The sequence below is a fragment of the Bacillus sp. C1 genome (assembly GCF_054570475.1).
This window is the reverse complement of sequence record NZ_JBTMZT010000009.1, coordinates 80,749-100,001: the sequence shown is the minus strand read 5'-3', so window position 1 is coordinate 100,001 and position 19,253 is coordinate 80,749. Positions and strand designations below refer to the sequence as shown.

The 19,253-nt window shown below is 36.8% G+C and carries 14 protein-coding genes, 3 pseudogenes and 1 riboswitch; of the genes and pseudogenes, 2 read left to right on the top strand and 15 right to left on the bottom strand.

The genetic code is table 11. The features are described 5' to 3' along the window. Nucleotides 1–23: 23 nt before the first annotated feature. From ACX5JI_RS20350 to ACX5JI_RS20320, 7 genes and pseudogenes are all read right to left on the bottom strand, one after another. Nucleotides 24–767 (bottom strand): annotated as a pseudogene (locus ACX5JI_RS20350) (N-acetylmuramoyl-L-alanine amidase); the annotation flags it as partial. A gap of 204 nt (nucleotides 768–971) precedes the next feature. Then, nucleotides 972–3,887 (bottom strand): annotated as a pseudogene (locus ACX5JI_RS20345) (PA14 domain-containing protein); the annotation flags it as partial. A 338-nt stretch (nucleotides 3,888–4,225) separates the two neighbouring features. Next, a complete protein-coding gene (locus tag ACX5JI_RS20340) occupies nucleotides 4,226–4,903 on the bottom strand; it encodes a uracil-DNA glycosylase (RefSeq protein ID WP_459502851.1) in 678 nt (225 codons plus the stop codon). Nucleotides 4,904–4,923: 20 nt separating this feature from the next. Further along, nucleotides 4,924–5,916: an ABC transporter permease gene (locus ACX5JI_RS20335; RefSeq protein ID WP_459502850.1), complete on the bottom strand. Its 993-nt coding sequence runs from the start codon at nucleotides 5,914–5,916 to the stop codon at nucleotides 4,924–4,926. Next, nucleotides 5,909–6,826: an ABC transporter ATP-binding protein gene (locus ACX5JI_RS20330; RefSeq protein ID WP_459502849.1), complete on the bottom strand. Its 918-nt coding sequence runs from the start codon at nucleotides 6,824–6,826 to the stop codon at nucleotides 5,909–5,911. The genes ACX5JI_RS20335 and ACX5JI_RS20330 overlap by 8 nt, the downstream gene beginning before the upstream one ends. After that, nucleotides 6,823–7,707, bottom strand: coding sequence for an SGNH/GDSL hydrolase family protein (locus ACX5JI_RS20325; protein WP_459502848.1), 885 nt, complete (start codon nucleotides 7,705–7,707; stop codon nucleotides 6,823–6,825). The genes ACX5JI_RS20330 and ACX5JI_RS20325 overlap by 4 nt, the downstream gene beginning before the upstream one ends. A 10-nt stretch (nucleotides 7,708–7,717) precedes the next feature. Beyond that, nucleotides 7,718–8,695 (bottom strand): LacI family DNA-binding transcriptional regulator, encoded by a 978-nt coding sequence (locus ACX5JI_RS20320; RefSeq protein ID WP_459502847.1) that lies wholly within the window; start codon nucleotides 8,693–8,695, stop codon nucleotides 7,718–7,720. A gap of 98 nt (nucleotides 8,696–8,793) precedes the next feature. Here ACX5JI_RS20320 and ACX5JI_RS20315 point away from each other — a divergent pair. After that, nucleotides 8,794–9,427 (top strand): annotated as a pseudogene (locus tag ACX5JI_RS20315) (YczE/YyaS/YitT family protein). Nucleotides 9,428–9,444: 17 nt separating this feature from the next. Here ACX5JI_RS20315 and thrC read toward each other — a convergent pair. From thrC to ACX5JI_RS20290, 5 genes are all read right to left on the bottom strand, one after another. Beyond that, entirely contained in the window at nucleotides 9,445–10,503 is a 1,059-nt protein-coding gene (gene thrC / locus ACX5JI_RS20310; RefSeq protein ID WP_459502846.1) for a threonine synthase, read from the bottom strand. Next, nucleotides 10,503–11,798, bottom strand: coding sequence for a homoserine dehydrogenase (locus ACX5JI_RS20305; RefSeq protein WP_459502845.1), 1,296 nt, complete (start codon nucleotides 11,796–11,798; stop codon nucleotides 10,503–10,505). The genes thrC and ACX5JI_RS20305 overlap by 1 nt, the downstream gene beginning before the upstream one ends. A gap of 144 nt (nucleotides 11,799–11,942) precedes the next feature. Then, nucleotides 11,943–12,848: a homoserine O-acetyltransferase MetA gene (gene metA, locus ACX5JI_RS20300; RefSeq protein ID WP_459502844.1), complete on the bottom strand. Its 906-nt coding sequence runs from the start codon at nucleotides 12,846–12,848 to the stop codon at nucleotides 11,943–11,945. Next, complete coding sequence (locus ACX5JI_RS20295) at nucleotides 12,832–14,130, bottom strand: bifunctional O-acetylhomoserine aminocarboxypropyltransferase/cysteine synthase (protein WP_459502843.1); 1,299 nt, start codon at nucleotides 14,128–14,130, stop codon at nucleotides 12,832–12,834. Before ACX5JI_RS20295 ends, metA begins: the two co-directional genes overlap by 17 nt. Nucleotides 14,131–14,220: 90 nt before the next feature. Further along, nucleotides 14,221–14,325: riboswitch (SAM riboswitch) on the bottom strand. Between the two features lie 126 nt (nucleotides 14,326–14,451). Continuing rightward, nucleotides 14,452–15,141, bottom strand: coding sequence for a YjjG family noncanonical pyrimidine nucleotidase (locus tag ACX5JI_RS20290; protein WP_459502842.1), 690 nt, complete (start codon nucleotides 15,139–15,141; stop codon nucleotides 14,452–14,454). Between the two features lie 119 nt (nucleotides 15,142–15,260). Between ACX5JI_RS20290 and yeiL the strand changes: the two genes are divergently transcribed. Continuing rightward, on the top strand, nucleotides 15,261–15,935 hold the full coding sequence (gene yeiL / locus ACX5JI_RS20285) for a transcriptional regulator YeiL (RefSeq protein ID WP_459502841.1): 675 nt from the start codon (nucleotides 15,261–15,263) through the stop codon (nucleotides 15,933–15,935). A 120-nt stretch (nucleotides 15,936–16,055) separates the two neighbouring features. Here yeiL and ACX5JI_RS20280 read toward each other — a convergent pair whose 3' ends face one another. From ACX5JI_RS20280 to ACX5JI_RS20270, 3 genes are all read right to left on the bottom strand, one after another. Beyond that, nucleotides 16,056–16,682 (bottom strand): FMN-dependent NADH-azoreductase, encoded by a 627-nt coding sequence (locus ACX5JI_RS20280; protein WP_459502840.1) that lies wholly within the window; start codon nucleotides 16,680–16,682, stop codon nucleotides 16,056–16,058. A gap of 194 nt (nucleotides 16,683–16,876) precedes the next feature. Continuing rightward, nucleotides 16,877–17,524, bottom strand: a complete 648-nt coding sequence (locus ACX5JI_RS20275) for a response regulator (RefSeq protein WP_459502839.1) — start codon at nucleotides 17,522–17,524, stop codon at nucleotides 16,877–16,879. Nucleotides 17,525–17,549: 25 nt separating this feature from the next. After that, complete coding sequence (locus ACX5JI_RS20270; RefSeq protein ID WP_459502838.1) at nucleotides 17,550–19,109, bottom strand: sensor histidine kinase; 1,560 nt, start codon at nucleotides 19,107–19,109, stop codon at nucleotides 17,550–17,552. Nucleotides 19,110–19,253 lie beyond the last annotated feature (144 nt).

Genomic DNA, 19,253 nt, shown 5'->3' with positions numbered 1-19,253 from the left:
TGAAAATTATAGGTAATCTCATACTATAATCGATAAGATGCGACGTTAACGCCTTTCCATTCATAATAATCTAGTATTCCTGAATAGATCGCCTCTGCTGCACGTTGTCTCCAGTATTCTGAACCTAACTTTTCATTTTCCTCTGGATTATCAATGAAAGCAAGTTCTGCAAGAATTGCAGGCATCGTATTTTCACGAACAACGTATAGATCACCATGTTTTACACCACGATCTTTTGTGTCAAGAGCGTTCACAAGTCGCTTTTGCACTTTTTCAGCGAGAATCTTACTCTCTTCCGTGTTAGGGTTAGATCTTGCCGCAGAAGACCAATAGTATGTTTCCGTTCCATGTGCACTTCCATCAAAACCATTGGCGTGAATGCTTACAAATATATCACCTTTATTTTGCTGCGCAAATTCAACACGTTTTTTTAATGATTCTGCCGCTGTATTACCAGGTCTTGAATCTGTTTCACGCGTTAACAATACATGGAATGGAGATTTCTTTTGGAATAACTCTCGAACACGCAATGAAGTGTCCAATACAACTTCATCTTCTGTTAATCCATTATGTGTACCAGAATGCCCATCATCAATACCACCATGTCCTGGATCGATAATAATATTTTTTCCATTTAATGGATCAAGATTTTCAACAACTTGTAGATTACTTTCACGAACCCAACCTGTTTGGTTGTTTACACGTATTTCATACCAATTATTCGGGTCTTTCCTTAATACATCTACTATCGTTCCCGCTTGCAATTTCCATTTTTTATTATCTTGATATGGATATGGATCTGTGCGGAAATCATCTGTTGTTTTTAGAATTTTTCCTTTTGTATTTTCTTTATAGGTTTTAAATGGAATATCTTTCGGAAGTTTATGAGAGTCAATAACCGTTTCATTATTTTTAGAGACGATCTTAACTCCATCATATTCAGCCCGATTATACGAATGAATTCCTTCCATGATATTCGCAATTTTTGTACCCCATTCTTTATCTGTTGAATAGTTTACATTAATATCTGTTATCGTATTCCCTTTATAACGCCAATCACCTGGCTCTAAATAATAAGCTCTTACATAGGCAGCATTATAGTTAATGCTGTCCTTATAATTAGGGAAATATCTCGCTAATCCAAATGGATCAGAGTCTTCTGCACGCAAACCAAATAAGTTGTGTTTACGATAAGCAATAAGTGATTTTCCGTAACCAGATTCTAAAATAGCGTGAGATGCTAAGAATAAAGCATTTACACCATATTTATTTTGTGCATCAATAAAGGCTTGGCCATAACCAATTAATGGACTGTCTCCATTCGTTCTTTTGCTCATATAGTTATCAATTTCTTGCGCTGTTACTCTCGATGGTTTACGTAAATCGAGTTTTTCATACGGTTTTCCAATATAGTAATCTAGTAAAATATTCGCTGCACCATCACCTTCGAAATACTCTACTTTGATCGCATGATTCCCTTTACTTAAAGAAATATCTCCTTTACGAATGCCACCATCACTCTTTTGCCAAGAATCAATAACGAGTTTATTGTCGACATATACGCGTACACCGTCATCTGCTTTAGCAGAGAACGTGTAATCACCCGCTTCAAAATACTCATTTTTTGTAAAGCGCGCTGAGAAATTATCAGCCTGAATTCCTGAAACTGGCGAACCGTATTTCCAATCAAAATTCAACGTTTGAATTTTATTTATCGCCTGATCCCCACCGATAATTACTGAATCACCTTGCAAGCTTGTATTGTTATAAAATTCACCTAACCAGCTAGAAGAATTCTTAGTTTGACTATATGGCTCAATACTAAATTCAACATTGCTTGAACCCGTCTTCTCTAAATATTGAACCTCCACTAAGTGAGTATCTTTTTGGCTTGTTTTCCCAAATGCCCAATTCGCTGTTCCATCCTCAATATGAATTTTCTTAGCATATTCAGTGGAGACATTTGCAGGCCATTGATCTAAGACAGATTTCCCATCAATAAAGACGCGAATTCCATCATCTGCACGGCCGCGAATTACATAATCACCTGCTGTAAGACGCTTTACAGTTGTATAACGTGCTGAGAAATTATTTGCAGGAACTTTCGATGTCGGTGCACCTGTCCCGTTGTTCTCAGACAACTTCTTCTGACTTCCTTGTGGTGCAATGACTTTCGCATCTACCGGATAACCACCTAAATCTGTATTAGGATAGTAATAAGCTAACCAATGATCGAAAGGCACAATATCTGAGAAAATAGCCGCTTGTCCTGTATTTTCATAATAATTTGTTTGAATGTTATGAGTTCCTTGTGAAACATTTGTAACAAGACCACGATCAATTTTTCCACCTGCATTGTACCAACGATCAATAATGTTCTTTCCATCAAACGATACTTTTACACGATCATCTGCTAATGTATGGATAAAATAATCCCCAGCATTTAGCGAGCGTGATTGATCGAAATTAGCATAAAAATCATCATTTGGATATTCTGCAGTAGGGCTACCATATCCCCAATTATAGTGGACATCTCCGCCCTTTTGCTGAAATGGTCCGGGAGCTTTTTTATAGTCTACGTGCACCTCTGCATTTCCGCTTTCCTCCAGGTATTCCACCTTGATTTTATGATCTCCAGCCTTCATCGGTACTTTCACTTTACGGATTTCATTATCACTCGGTTTCCAAGAATCAATAACGAGTTTGTCGTCGACATATACGCGTACACCATCATCTGCTTTAGCGGTAAACATATAATCGCCTTCTTCAAAACGATCTACCTTTGTAAAACGCGCTGAAAACCGATCTGCTGAAATAGATGAATGTGGTGCTCCATATCCCCAGTTAAAATGCATGGAGTCTATTTTTTTGGCAGATTTATCTCCACCAATTACAACTGCGTCACCTTGTAGTGATTTATTATTGTAAAATTCACCAATCCAGCTCTTTGACTTTATTTCTTCTTTATATGGCTGAATACTAAAGTCAACTTGACTCGCGCCACTTTCTTCTAAATATTGAACTTCTATTAAATGCGTATCTTTTTCATTTCCTTGGCCAAATACCCAGCCTGCAGTCCCATCGTCAATACGAATTTTACGAGCATCTTCTTCTAACCAACCAGATCCCCAACGATCGAGTACTAGCTTTCCATCAATGAATACACGAACTCCATCATCAACTCGGCCACGAATAACATACTCTCCAGCTGGAAGACGTTTTACAGTCGTATAACGTGCTGAAAACTGATCTGCTGGAACTTTCCCAGTCGGTGAACCATAACCGTTATCTTCAAAAAGTCTTTTTTCTGTTCCTTTTGGTGCAATGACTTTCGCATCTACTGGATAGCCTTCTAAATTTTTATTAGGATAATAATAAGCTAACCAATGATCAAAGGGAACGATATCTGAAAATATAGCTGCTTGTCCTGTATTTTCATAGAACTTTGTTTGAATATTATGATTCCCTTCTTTTACATTCGTAACAAGACCACGATCAATTTTTCCACCTGCATCGTACCAACGATCAATAATGTTCTTTCCATCGAATGATACTTTTACACGATCATCCGCCAACGTATGGATAAAATAATCCCCAGCCTTTAAAGATTTTGATTGATCAAAATTAGCTGTAAAATGATCTGCTGATACTCCTGATTTCGGACTATTGTATCCCCAATTGTAATGGACTGTCCCGCCACGTTGCGTAAAAGTATCTGCAGCTGCAGATACTGCAACTGGGGCAAGGAATAGACCTGCTATAGCTGTAGCTATATGTAAATACCGCTTTCTTTTCACTCTCGCATGCTCCTTTTCTATAAAACTCTCACACTCCCATTTTACATATAAGATTATACTGTTAAATTTCAATTCCAACTGATTCTTCATTATTCCGAAAATTAAATTGATATTTTAAAAAAACATGTAATGTAGACTCACTTCAAAATGGATTAACCTATTCTTTGAATAAGAGGAAGCATAAAATCATTTATAGAGGCTCTTTCTGTTCCATCCCAGGTGAAAATAAAGAGAGAAAATGAATATAAAAAAAAACAAAAATAATTATTTTAGGAAAATAATTATTTTTTTGATGTACACAAAAAAAGAGTGGATCTCCTATATATAGTAGGCGATCCACTCTTTTCCACTTTGCTAACAACAATATATGGAGAAATCAAATTATACACATATAATGTACCCGATCATAAATTTGATCCTCTAAGCCCCTACAAATTTGGAATGTGCCAATCAATTTCCTTCTCTCCTATGCTAGATAAGAAGCCATTTACTTTTGAGAATGGCTTGCTTCCAAAGAAACCTCTTCTTGCTGATAAAGGACTTGGATGTACAGATTCAATAATATAGTGATTTGAATTTGTAATTCGTTTTTTCTTCGCTTGTGCATGGCGGCCCCATAATATAAAAATCACCGGTTTTTCACGTTCATTTAAAAGATCAATCACACGATCTGTGAAATACTCCCATCCTTTTCCTTTATGAGAATTTGCCTCTCCTTGTCGAACAGTTAACACTGTGTTAAGTAATAACACACCTTGCTCAGCCCATTTTACTAAGTAACCGTTATTAGGGATTTCACAACCAATATCAGACTGTAATTCTTTGTACATATTTTGCAATGATGGCGGTGTCTTTACCCCCGGTTGTACAGAAAAACTTAAACCGTGTGCTTGATTTGGCCCATGATATGGATCTTGTCCTAAAATGACAACCTTTGTATCTGAATAACTTGTATATTGCAATGCGTTAAAAATGTCATTTGCATTCGGATAAATAACATGTGTGCTATATTCTTCTTTTAAAAACTGTCTTAGTGTTTGATAATACGTCTTCTCAAATTCCGGTGCCAATAACGGCTCCCAGTCATTCTTTAAAACCTGCTCCATCTTTTCACGTCCTATCCTATTTAATTAATCATGTCTTGCTTCGTAAATACGACAAATGAAATGAGCAAAGAAACTGCGGCCCAAACTGTTAAATTCATTAAGGAAAAGCTCATCGATAAACCTTGCAATGCTGGTAATTTCCCTGATAAGTAATCTGTCAGTGATAAATTCACACTAAAAATGTACTTTGCTCCTTCCCAAGATGTTGCAAAGGAACTTAAAATACCGCCTGCAATTAATGCTGCCAGCATGATCCCCATACCAGCTGGTGTATTACGAATTAGTACAGAAACCATAAAAGATATTGTTCCCACAACAATTGCAACAAACCATGCAAGCCCATATGCCATTAAAATATATTGCCACTGCGGAATAAGATGGACGAAATTTGTATTCAATGTTTCTTTATCGATTACAAATCCAGTTAGTACTGGTAACTCCCACCCTGCATAACCAAATACAATGCCTGATAATACATAGGAAAAAATACCAACAAAGAGCAAAATCAATGAAATAAATAACAGCATCGTTACGTACTTGCTGAGGAGAATTTTCCAGCGTCTAATCGGCCGCGTTAGAAGCATTTTCATCGTTCCATCACTTCTTTCCCCTGAAACAATATCAATTGCAACAATCATGACAAGTAGTGGAATAAACAATGTAATCCCTTGTTCGATGAATGCTCTTACGAACGTCGGTGCTCCTGGTGCGGTTGGATTAATATTATGATCCAAATAATATTGTTGCTGCTCCACCCTTACCTTCAGCCAATCCCGCCATTCTTCTGGTAACCTAGAATTATTTAAACGATTTTGTGAATCCACAATTTGCTGCTGAAGCGCTACCTTCCAATCGTCCGTCCCAAGACGCTTTTGCGTTGTCTGCACTTCACGATACTGTGCATAAACAAACAAAGGAATCAAAATTGCTAAGATAAGCATTACAACAAAAATACGTTTCTTTCGATAAATTTTTTCGGACTCATTTAAAACGAGGTTTGCAAATTCACGCATGTTGCTCACTCCTTGTGAGTTCAATAAATAAATCTTCTAGCGTAAATACAAGCTCTTTTACGCTATGTACATCAATGCCGTTTTCTACAAAATGTTTATTCCAAACACTAATTGTCGCAATGTCCATTTTGCATAATAAACGATCGTTATCTACACTAATTTCACTTACGTTCTCTTCCGTTTCTAAAATACTCTTCGCCTTTGAAAGTGGCGTGACAATCCATTCGACACGATCACTTGCAGTTTTTATCAACTCTTCAATAGGCGCAACCGTAATCACTTTTCCTTTATGAATAATTGCAACACGATCACATATCATTTGAACTTCACTTAATAAGTGACTCGAAATAAAGACACTCATATTCTCTTCCTTTACAAGCTTATGTATAAATTCTCTCATTTCCCTTATACCGGCAGGATCGAGACCGTTTGTTGGTTCGTCTAGTATAAGAAGTTTCGGGTTTCCAAGGAGAGCCTGTGCAATTCCAAGGCGTTGCTTCATACCAAGAGAATATGTTTTCACTTTATCGTGAATACGTTCGTCTAAATGAACCATTTTTGCAATCTCTAAAATACGTTCATCTGATATACCGCCAATCATACGTGCAAATTGCTTTAAATTTTCCCATCCTGTTAAATATGTATAGAGCTCTGGGTTTTCAACGATACTCCCAATTTGTTGCATCGCTTCGCGAAAGTTCTCTTTAATATGATAACCACCAATAGAAATTGTACCTTCAGTCGCTTTAATCAGACCTACTAACATCCGAATCGTTGTTGTTTTCCCGGCTCCATTTGGCCCTAAAAACCCAAATACTTCGCCTTGTTTCACATCAAATGATATATTCTCCACCAGCGTCTTTTTTCCAATTACCTTTTTCACATCTCGTACTGATAATATAATCGTCATTTCGCCTCACCTCCATGTAGCTCCAGCTTGCTTACAACATTTTGTAATAACCGAGTTGCCATGTATGAGTAACCTGTTTCGTTCGGATGAAAATGATCTGAGTATAACAATTCTTTCCCTCGATTTTGAAACAGATCAAACGTTGGTGTAATGTATACATTTTTATTATCTATCGCTAATTTCTCTAAAGATGTATTCCAATCTACAACAATAGATGAAGAACCTTTTAAATCTTCAACATCCTCAAAAGGATTATACAAACCAAGCCAGAAAATCGGACTATCTGGGTTCAACTTTCGAATTTCAGTTAACATTTGCTTCGCCTGATTTTGAAATGTTTCCATACTAGGACGATACGTTTCTAAATCCATCTTCCCAAGGGATTCCCACCCTGGAAATAAATCGTTTCCCCCTATTGTTAAAACAATTACATCGGCTTGTTTAATTGAATACTGAGCGCCACTACCTTCTATTTGTTTCAACAAATCTGGCATTTTCGCACCACTAACAGCTAAATTCGTTAACGCAACCTTTTGTTTGTAATCCTTTTCCAAACTCTCTTTCAATCGGCCAACATAACCGATTCCTTCTTTATCACCGACACCACGCGTTAATGAATCACCTAAGCTAACAACTTGTAATGTTCCAGGGTGCTGTTTCCCCTTTACTTGTTTTTGTTCTGTCTTCGTAGTTAACTTTGAAGCTTTCGGATTCAATACATCATTAATCCCTGAAATAAAGCCATATGCAAATAAACAAAAAGATGCGATTGTAATGAGTAAAATTCCTTTTACTAATTTTGATCTCATACCAAAACCCCTTTTAGCCCTCATAGATTGTCCATAATTATACCAAACGCCCTCTTGAAAAGCGATTTTCACACTTCATACCCTATGTCGTTTCACGAGTAGTTAATAGTGGCACAAGTTCAATATTCTTCACATCTATTTTTTCATCTTTTATCTTCTCATATAGTATTTCAAATGCTTTTGCACCAACTGCTTTACTAGAATGACTAATCGTTGTAATTCCTAATACATCTGCTATTTCTTGGTCATCACACCCAATAATCGTAAGATCTTCAGGGATACGGATCCTATGTTTCTTTGCTTCTGTTACCATACCTGCTGCAATATGATTACAAGAAACAAGGAATGCTGTCGGTTTGACAGACATCTTCATCCATTCCCTTATTACATTACGCCCGTCATCCACCGTAAAACACCCTTTAAAACTCCAGTTATCTGCAGGTGTAATAGAAATGTGTTGCAGTGCATCCTCATACGCTTGTTTTCTTTTTTGACTATTAATACTATTGTCTCTTCCAATACAATATCCAATACGAGTATGACCAGCATCTATTAAGTTTTTCATTCCTTGTGAAAACACCTTATAATAATCAATATGTACGCTCGAGATGAATTGCGAATCTATTTCTTCACACACTACAATTGGCCCAAATTTCGTATACTCCTCAAGCTTTTCCTTATCATTTGTCCGGGAACATATAATGACTCCATCAAGCTTTTTCATTTTTAACATCTGCAAAATTTCAAGTTCCCGTTCTTCACTATAATTCGTCTGACAAAGCATCATATGATAGTTATTCTTTGCAGCTTTTTTCGAGATCCCCTCAATAATAGCGCTATAATATTGATCATTTACATGTGGCAATAAAACACCAATTACATTTGTTTTTCCTTTCACTAAATGAATCGCATTCACATTTTGTATATAATTTAACTCTTCTATAATGGTTAAAATCTCTTTTCGTTTCTGTTCATTCACATACGGATGATTATTAAGTACACGTGAGACAGTTGATACAGATACTCCAGCCAATTCAGCAATCTTTCTTATATTGGTCATTTCGATCTCCCCTTTTCATAAAATTTCTCTATTGACCTGGTAAGCTTTCCACAATATATCCTTTCTTAGCAAATACATTTAGAAAGGATTTAAAACATATGACACGTCTAAAACTAGACTATATATTTTTTATTAGTGGCCTACTCATTCTATCTCTTGGAATTAATATGATGACAACGATTACCTCCTTTGGTCTTAGTCCTTATGATTCATTTTTTATCGCTCTATATCAAAACTTTGGAATTAGCATTGGCTTTTGGATTTTTATGATTAACTTTGCTTTCACACTTATTGTACTCTTTCTCAATAAAAGGCATATTACAATTGGGACAATTGTTACGATGATTCTTATTTCTGTTTTTGTTGATTGGATTGGTTCTATTACTGCTATTATGGATTCCATTCGCTTACTCCCAAAATATATAACACTTATATGCGGAAATCTATTTGTTGGCGCTGGAATTGGAATTTATGTATCAACACAGCTTTGTGCTGCGCCGCAAGAAGCATTCGTCTTAACTATGGCTGAAAAGAAAAAATGGACATTTCGCAGAACAGAAATTTCATTAGCCTTATTATTTTTGACACTCAGTTTCTTGTTAGATGGGCCTATTTATTTCGGAACTATTATTCTTTCCTTTACAACAGGCTGGATTATTCAAGCATTTATTCAGATCGGTACAGCAATTCTCCGCATGCAAAAAGCCTATTAAGCACTTAACGCTACAATAGGCTTTTTGTCATCTATTTCACTGAAAGACCGCTCCCAGAATATAATCATAGACCAGCTTCTTGTCATTCGGTAACGTAACCGGTTGAATCCTCTTCGTATCAAGAGCGATATTAGGATCTTTCAAACCGTTACCGGTTAATACTGCTACAATTTTGCTGCCTTTTGCAATTTCTCCGCTTTGCAGTTGTTTATAAACACCTGCAAGGGAAGCGCATGAAGCAGGTTCTGCGAAGATTCCTTCATACTGTGCTAACCATTCGTATGCCTCAAGAATCTCACTATCTGTTACTTCATCAATTTTACCTTGAGATTGTTCTGCAGCTAGGACAGCTTGCTCCCAACTCGCTGGATTTCCAATTCGAATTGCTGTTGCGATTGTTTCCGGCTCTTCAATCTTATGTCCATGCACAATCGCCGCTGCTCCTTCCGCTTCAAAACCACGCATCTCCGGCAAACCTGTACCAAGTCTTTCATGATACTCTTTGAACCCTTTCCAGTACGCTGTAATATTGCCCGCATTCCCAACTGGAATTGCTAAAATATCTGGCGCTTCTCCAAGCGCATCACAAATTTCAAATGCAGCTGTTTTTTGTCCTTCAATCCGATATGGATTAATAGAATTCACAAGTGTAATTGGTGATGAACCACTAAGCTCACGTACAATTTGCAAAGCATGATCGAAATTCCCATCGATACTTATAATCTCAGCACCATACATAACAGCTTGCGCTAATTTACCGTATGCAATCTTACCATTTGGAATGATCACAATACATGATAACCCAGCCCTAGCTGCGTATGCTGCTGCAGATGCAGATGTATTACCAGTAGAAGCACAGATGATTGCTCCACTTCCTGCTTCTTTTGCTTTTGCTACCGCCATTACCATGCCGCGGTCTTTAAAAGAACCGCTCGGATTTGCTCCTTCTATTTTCCCATAAATTGTTACGCCCCACCGTTTCGAAATATTTTCTAGTAAAACAAGTGGTGTATTACCTTCATGCAATGTTAAGGCTGGTGTCTTTTCCGTAATAGGTAAAAACTCCTTATACTCAGCAAGCAAACCTTTCCACATTACTTAGCATCTCCTTCGATTCGGTAGTTTGCTTTCACACAATCTACTTCTTCGTATGCCGTAAGTGTATGTAAAATATATTCATAGTCTGCAAGTGATGCCCGATGCGTTACGATAACAATCTCAGCCTTTCCTTTCTCCGCAAGTGGCATTTGAATAATTTTTTCAAAACTAACACCGCGTTCAGAAAATAGAGATGTAATTTTGGCAAACACACCAATCTCATCTTTTACGTGTAGACGTAAAAACTTTTTCACAAAAATTTCATCCGGTTCTTTTAATACCTTCTCATACTGCGGGGAAACCGCACTATTCCCTGTTACACCAAGACGTACATTTTGCATTACCGCAACTAAATCAGAAACAACTGCTGTCGCTGTTGGTAAACTTCCTGCACCAGGACCATAAAACATTGTTTCTCCTACTGCTTCACCATATACATATACGGCATTATATTCATTTTGCACAGCTGCAAGAGGGTGCGTATTAGGAAGTAATGTAGGCTCAACTGTTACCTCTAATTTTTCACCATCACGCTTTGCGAGTCCAATTAGTTTAATTGTGTATCCTAAGCTTTTACTATACGCAATATCTTCCTCTGTAATAGAAGTAATCCCCTTCACTTTCACGTCTCCAAGTTCTACATTTGTAGAAAAACCAAGAGTAGCTAAAATCGTCATTTTTCTTGCTGCATCTAAACCTTCTACATCCGATGTTGGATCTGCTTCTGCAAATCCAAGCTGCTGCGCTTCTTTTAACACGTCGTCATACGCTCTCCCTTCGTCAGACATTTTCGTCAGAATAAAGTTTGTTGTTCCGTTCACAATTCCCATCACTTTCGTAATAAGGTCCGAGGAAAGTCCTTCTACAATGCTTCGCAAAATTGGAATCCCTCCAGCTACGCTCGCCTCGTAAAATAAATCTGCATTATTTTCCTTTGCCACCTTCAAAAGTTCTGCTCCGTGTAATGCCATTAAATCTTTATTAGCAGTAACAACATGCTTCCCATTTTTCAAGGCTTGTAAAATATACACTTTCGCTTCCTCGATACCACCCATCACTTCAATGACAACATCAATATTAGGGTTATCTATAATTTCATTTGCATTTTTCGTTAATAGGGTAGAAGGTACTTGAATCTCTCTCTCTTTTTCAATGTTTTGTACTAATACTTTTGTTATTTTCACTGGGCAACCAACTTGGTGCATAAGACGTTCTTGATGATCCGTAATAATACGAACCACACCACTGCCAACTGTTCCAAGGCCTAATAATCCCACTTGAATTTCATTCATAATACTGTCCACCCCTCTAAAGAATTGTATTTAGATGCCATTATATAAGTTAAAATTCTGAAAAACAATGTATTTTGAACATTTAGAAAAATATAGAGCAATCTTTACAAAGAAAACGTTGCCACGTGTTATATAACGACCATCTTACAAAATATAAGGGGTTTCTTGATACACATAATAATTTAACCAATTTGAAAATAATAAGTTTCCATGACTCCGCCATCTTATGAGCGGCTTTTCAGATGGATTATTATGTTTAAAATAGTTTTTCGGAATTTTTATATCTAGTCCTCTTTGCTTATCACGTTCATATTCTTGTTTTAACGTATCACAGCTATATTCACTATGGCCAAGAACAAAAATATGCTTTCCATCTTGCCCTGTAACAAGATGAACACCTGCTTCTTCTGATGTTGCTAGCAATGTCAACTCTCGTACTTTTTCAATATCAGATGCGCGTACTTCCGTATGGCGTGAATGTGGTGCAAAAAAGAGTTCATCAAATCCTTGTAACAACTTCACATGTTTCTCTTGCACAATATGTTCGAATACACCAAACATCTTTTCTTCAAGCGGATACTTCGGAATGCCATAGTGATAATACAAGCCAGCTTGTGCTCCCCAACAAATATAGAGCGTAGATGTTACATTCGTTTTTGCATATTCCATTATGCGCCCAAGTTCTTCCCAATAATCTACCTCTTCAAAAGGGAGTGTTTCAATCGGTGCCCCAGTAATAATAAGACCGTCAAATTTTTCTCCCTCAATATCTCGAAATGTTTTATAAAAACTTGTTAAATGATCTTGTGCTACATTACGTGATATATGAGACTCCATATGGAGCAAATGCACATCTAATTGAAGTGGCGTATTACCGAGTAGCCTGAGCAATTGCGCTTCTGTTTCTTGCTTTGTTGGCATTAAGTTCAAAATTGCAATTTTTAAAGCACGTATATCTTGTGTTACAGCTCGTTCCTTTGTCATGACAAAAATATTTTCTTTTTGTAATACTTTACGAGCTGGTAAATCTTTATCAACGATGATCGGCATGCGCTTTGCCCCCAACTAATGCTCCCTCTAGGTCGGCAATAATATCAGAAACATCTTCTATACCAACTGATAAACGAATTAAATCGGAGGTAACACCTGCTAAACGCTGTTCTTCTTCACTTAACTGTCTATGTGTTGTACTAGCAGGATGAATCACACATGTTCTTGCATCTGCTACGTGTGTTACAAGCGTTGCCAGCTTCACATTTGCAATGAATTCTTTCGCGGGTTGTAATCCTCCTTTAATACCGAACGTTAAAACGCCACTTGCACCTTTTGCTAAGTACTTTTGCGCTAGTGAATAATTTTCATTACTGTCTAAACCAGGATAATTTACCCATTCAATACGATCATGATTAGCAAGCCACTTCGCAACTGCAAGAGCATTTTCACTATGACGCTCCATTCGTAAATGCAATGTTTCTAAACCGATGTTACTAATATACGCATTGAATGGGCTCATACAGTTTCCATAGTCTCTTAATAGTTGAACTCGAGCTTTCACAATGTATGCCGCCTGCCCAAATTTTTGCAAATAGCTTACACCGTGATAACTTGGATCTGGTTCAACAAGCTCTGGATACTTTCCATTTGTCCAATCAAAGTTTCCTCCATCAATAACAATCCCGCCTAGTGAACTTGCATGGCCATCAATATATTTTGTTGTTGAATGAACAACAATATTTGCTCCATATTCAAATGCTGGGCATAAATATGGTGTCGCTAACGTGTTATCAACAATAAACGGTACTTCTAACTGTTTCGCTGCAGCTGAAAACTCTTTAAAATTCAAAACATTCATCGCTGGATTACCAAGTGATTCTGCATAAATCAGTTTTGTCTTGTCATTTGCAAGTGCCACAATTTCATCAGCAGCTAAGTTGGGATTAAAGAATGTAACATCAATTCCCAATTTACGTAGACTAACTCCAAACAAGTTAAACGTTCCCCCATAAACGGTTGAAGAACAAAGTAAATGATCACCACTACTGCAAATATTTAAAACAGCTAGCATAATAGCGGCTTGACCAGAAGCTGTTGCAACAGCTCCAACGCCGCCTTCTAGCTCCGTTAATTTTTGTTCAAATGCTGCCAGTGTTGGATTCCCAATTCGCGTATAAATATAGCCTTCTGCTTCTAAATTAAAAAGAGCCGCTAAATCATCGGACGTATCATATTTGTACGTTGTACTTTGATAAAGCGGTAAAACACGTGGTTCACCATTCTTCGGTGTATAGCCACCTTGCACACAAATGGTTCCTTTCCCCTTTGACTCTCCCATTTCTCATTCTCCCTTCTTTTATACAAAATAAAAAACTGCTTCTTTCCCTAACAAGAAAGAAGCAGTTTGAAAACACGCTCTAAAGTCTCTTTCTTATCTCTCAGGGTTATTACCTGCAGGATTTGGCACAATTCCATTATTCGGCTGTTGCCAAGGTTTCATAGGGCCTGTCCCTCCACCTTTTCTTGATAAGACTATGCAATTACCGTTGATTTTATAGTAATAATTTCCTGATGTCAATTATTTTTCTGAATCTTTATAAAATATTTTATTAACAATTTAATGATTTATTCTTAAAATTCTAATTTAAAACCAAAAGAACTATCCTTTTAAAATCTCATATAACTCATCAAAAGTTTGAATCTCATAAGTTGGCACTATCCTGCTATCATTTAACTTCTTTTCAGGATTAAACCAGCAAGTATCTAACCCAGCTAGCTGTCCCCCTTTCATATCTGCACTTAAAGAATCACCGATAATTAATCCTTTCTCTACAGAAAAATTAGAAATTCGTTCAAAGACATAATCGAAGTATTCCTTCATTGGCTTTTGATAGCCCGTGTCTTCTGAAACAAAAATCCCCTTAAAGAGTGAATGTAATCCTGAATTACGTAAACGTTTATCTTGAGTCTTGGAAACACCGTTTGTAACAATATATAAGTCATATTTGCTTTGGAGATTTTGTATTAATTCAAATGCTCCATGAATGAGCTGATTCCCCTCTTCTAAATACCTACGATAATTCTGTTCAAACAAAGGTCCATCAACTTCTTGGCCGTACTCCTTAAATAAAACTGAAAATCGAGTATTCACTACTTCATCTCGGTCTATCTTTCCTTCTTCAAAGGATTTCCACAGACCTTGGTTTATCTTTTTATAATGTGCTGTAATTTCATCAGTTAAAAGGATTTTTTGTTCCTCAAACAGTAACTGTAAAGCCGCTCTTTCAGCTGCTTTAAAATCTAATAATGTATCGTCTACATCAAATAGTAATGTTTGATATTTCTTCATGTTGTTCCTCTCTCTTTCCGCTATAAAAACACATTTTTTCTTTTGTTCTCAAATAAATCGTATCACTCCCGCTTGTAAAAAGAATAGGAGATATCTCATACTAAATGAGAGGTGAAAAAATGAAAATAGAAAAAAGTTCAGATGAAATTTATAGTTATGTACAACGCTTCAAGTTCCAAACATTCTTTTCGTTTAATATTTTGCCATATATAGAAGTTCATTCATTTCAAAAGAAAGAGACCATTTGTAATGAAGGCGAGGAATTTCCCTATCTCTATTACTTCATTTCCGGAAAAGCAAAAATATATATGAGCCATCAGAATGGCAAGGTTTCCTTAATCAACTTTGTAAAAGCGCCATCGATTATTGGTGAGTTAGGATTAATTGGCGTCGAGATCGTAACAAAAGGAATCGAAGCCATGGAACCATGTATTTGTTTAGCTCTTCCCCTGAAAGATTGTCGGCATCTATTGTTACAGGACGCTCACTTCTTACAACAGTTGTGCAAATTCATTGGTGAAAAAACAATCATCCGAACTGAACAATATGCAAAAAGCTATAACTATCCTTTAGAAAATCGATTAGCGGCGTTTATTCTATTAACCGAGCAAAACGATTGTTATCTTGAAAAGCATACGGAAGCCTCTGAATACTTAAACGTTAGTTATCGCCATCTCTTATATGTATTAAAGCAGTTTTGTCAGCAAAATTGGTTAAGAAAAAACGGAAGAATGTATCTCATACAGGACAAAAAGCAATTACAAAGGTTAGCTGATGAGCTCGAGCGTCAATAAAATGGCAAAATTCCGCAAGCTCGTCCGCTAAGCTACTTCTTTATTCACAAACAACAAAAAAGCAGCATCAACACCATAAAGACGTTGATACTGCATATCGAGTAATGATTATTTTATTAATTAGAATGTGCTCGCTACTTTAACAGCTTTCTCGAGACCTTCTGCAATAATGTCTTCCGCTTTATCTGGGAATTGGTTATGACCTTCAATAACAACTGTCTCCATATCTTTTACGCCGAAGAAGCCCATCATGCTTGCAACATATTTAACCGCCATTTCTACGCTTGCTGCTGGTCCTTCAGAATATACGCCGCCACGCGCGTTTAACAATGTTACTTTCTTATCTCCAATAAGACCTACTGGGCCTTCTGGTGTATATTTAAATGTTTTACCAGCACGGTTTAAGTAATCGATATATGTGTGCAGTACAGCTGGAATTGTTAAGTTCCATAATGGGAAACCAAATACCACCTTATCAGCTGCAAGGAATTGCTCTAAATATTTATCAGCAACGGCTACTGCTTTTGCTTCTTCTTTAGTTAAATCAAGTCCTTTACCAGCCTTAAACGTACCGTTAATCATATCTACGCCTACATATGGCAACTCTTCATTGTATAAATCAAGTTCTACTACTGTATCATTTGGGTGTGATTCTTTGTAACTTGCTAAAAATGTTTCATATAATTTCACGCTAACTGCTTGGTCCGCTGGGCGGTTGTTAGCCTTTACGAATAAAACTGTTGCCATGTTTATTTTCCTCCTAGTGCTCACTCTTACGTTGTTTATTATTTACTCGCTAAAAAGGGACAAGCCCTTGTAATTGTTGTTGCTTACAAATATATTTTATCCTCTCACTCTAACAATTTCTTCCTCACATAGACGTATCTTTCCATAAAAAAAGTCCACCTTCTAAAGGCGAACTAGGTCGTACGACTTTTGTCTTATACAATTCCATTTCTCACTGCATATAAAGCCGCTTGTGTACGATCAGATAAATGTAATTTACTTAAAATACTACTTACATGAGCTTTTACTGTTTTTTCAGTAATAACTAAAACAGATGCAATTTCTTTATTACTCATCCCTTTTGCTAAAAGCTGTAATACTTCATTCTCCCTTGCCGTCAGTACATCTACATGAATATTTGATAACTCCTGCTTCTCTTCTGGTGGTAACGTTTGAGACAGAAGTGTACTTGCTATATCAGGGTGAAGCTGAATATTCCCTTTATAGGCACTACGGATTGCTTCTACAAGTTGATCAGGCTCGACATCCTTTAAAATATATCCACTTGCTCCAGCCTTTAACGCTGGTAAAACATGTGCTTGATCCGAAAAGCTTGTTAGTACGAGTACTTTCACATTTGGATACTCTTTTTTTATACACGCAGTTGCTTCAATCCCATCCATCTCTGGCATATATAAATCCATTAAAATAATATCCGGCTGTGCTTCTCCTACTTTTTCTAATGCTTCTTTTCCATTATTTGCTTCTCCAACTAACTCCAAATCTTCTTGCGTACTTAAAAAGAATGCTAATCCTTTTAAAACAACTGTATGGTCATCAACTAATAATACTTTTATTTTCACAAGTTTCCCTCATTTTCACATCACGTTATAATGGTATAATAATTTTTATACTTGTTCGGTTTTCTTCACTTACAATCCTCATATATCCACCAATTAATTCTGCCCGTTCACGCATTGTCGTCATACCGAGCGACTTCTTCTCTTTCATATCTTTTTCTATAAAGCCAAGCCCATAATCAACCACTTCTAAGGACACTTCTTTTTCTGTTACTTTCAAATAAATTGTTGCTTCTGTTACCCCTGCATGTTTACTTACATTATTTAGCGCCTCTTGCCCAATGCGCCATAGTGTTTCTTCTACTACACGTGGTAAATCACGTACACCTGTGACTTGCTCACGAATGTTAAGTCCTAAGTTTTCACCATATTGTTTTAAAGCTGGTAGCAATCCTTTTTCTAATCCCGCTGGGCGAAGTTGCCAAATCAGCGTTCGCATTTCTTTTAAGGCACCTTGTGCTAACTCTCTCATTTCATGAAGAGATTGATCTACCATTTCATTTTGTCCCCTTAACAAAGCCTCTGTGCCCTTTGCCATGAATGTTAAAGAAAATAGCTTTTGTGAAACAGAATCGTGCAAATCTCGTGCTAATCGATTTCGTTCTTCCATCCGCACGAGCTCACGGCGCTGTTCATTTAACCGTAAATTCTCAATCATTAATGAAACATGATTCGTTACTGCCTGTACGATATCGACAGTATTCTCATCAAACTCTCTACGCTTGGAACTGACGCATAAAGCGCCAAACACTTGGTTTCGTATATGTATTGGCGCAACGATACTAGAACCATTAGACTGTTCCGTCAACAAAATGGGGTGTTTTTCTTCTAGTACTTTCTTTGCAACACACTCCAAATCTATGTCTCCATCCGATGTATATTTTTTATAGAAAGCTCGCATAGATAATTTCTTTTCTTCCTTTATAAAAAATACAATTTGCTCCCATTGAAATACATCCCCTATTTGTTTGACAACCTCTTTTGGCAATGTATTTAACTTATGAATTTTTCTTAGTTCCTGAATAAAGCGCTCTAGTTTCACATAATAAAGAGCCCGTCTCTTTTCATTTTCATATAATTTTGTCCGTTTTAAAGCAGTTCCAATTTGTAGAGCAATCGATTGCAATAGCATTAGTTCTTCTTCAGAAAAATGGGTCTTCCCAGGACTTGCTACATTTAACACACCAAATTCTTCCCCGCCAGCTTTTAGTGGCACCGTTGCATGATGCAGAATTCCTTCTGGATCACCCCAATTATTTTCAACTGCATCGTTAATTCGTTTACATTCAATAATATTAACCGCTCGCTCTAATTTCCCTTCCACAAAGCGGCGCAAACACCAGCACTCTCCTTCGCACATTGGCTTTTTATTTTGAAAAGAGAGCGCTGCTGGCAGATGATAGTCAATTAATTTTGTATATCTACCGTTTTCATCGGCAAGAAAAATCCACCCTGTCGTTAATCCTGTTACATGTAATAACTTTTCTAATACCGCCTGCAACACATGGTATGTATCATTAGATGTATTTAATGTTTCTGCAATTTCCTTTAATATCACTAGCTCACTTATACGATTTCCTTGAAACATAAATTATCTCCTACACATAATATTTTCTGTTCTCATTGTATCAAATTCAATATATTCTCAAACAAGTAACTTTTTCACTTTGTACTTGTTCACAACATTGATATAATGGTTAAAAATGTAGTTTTCATTATATCACCTGAGGGG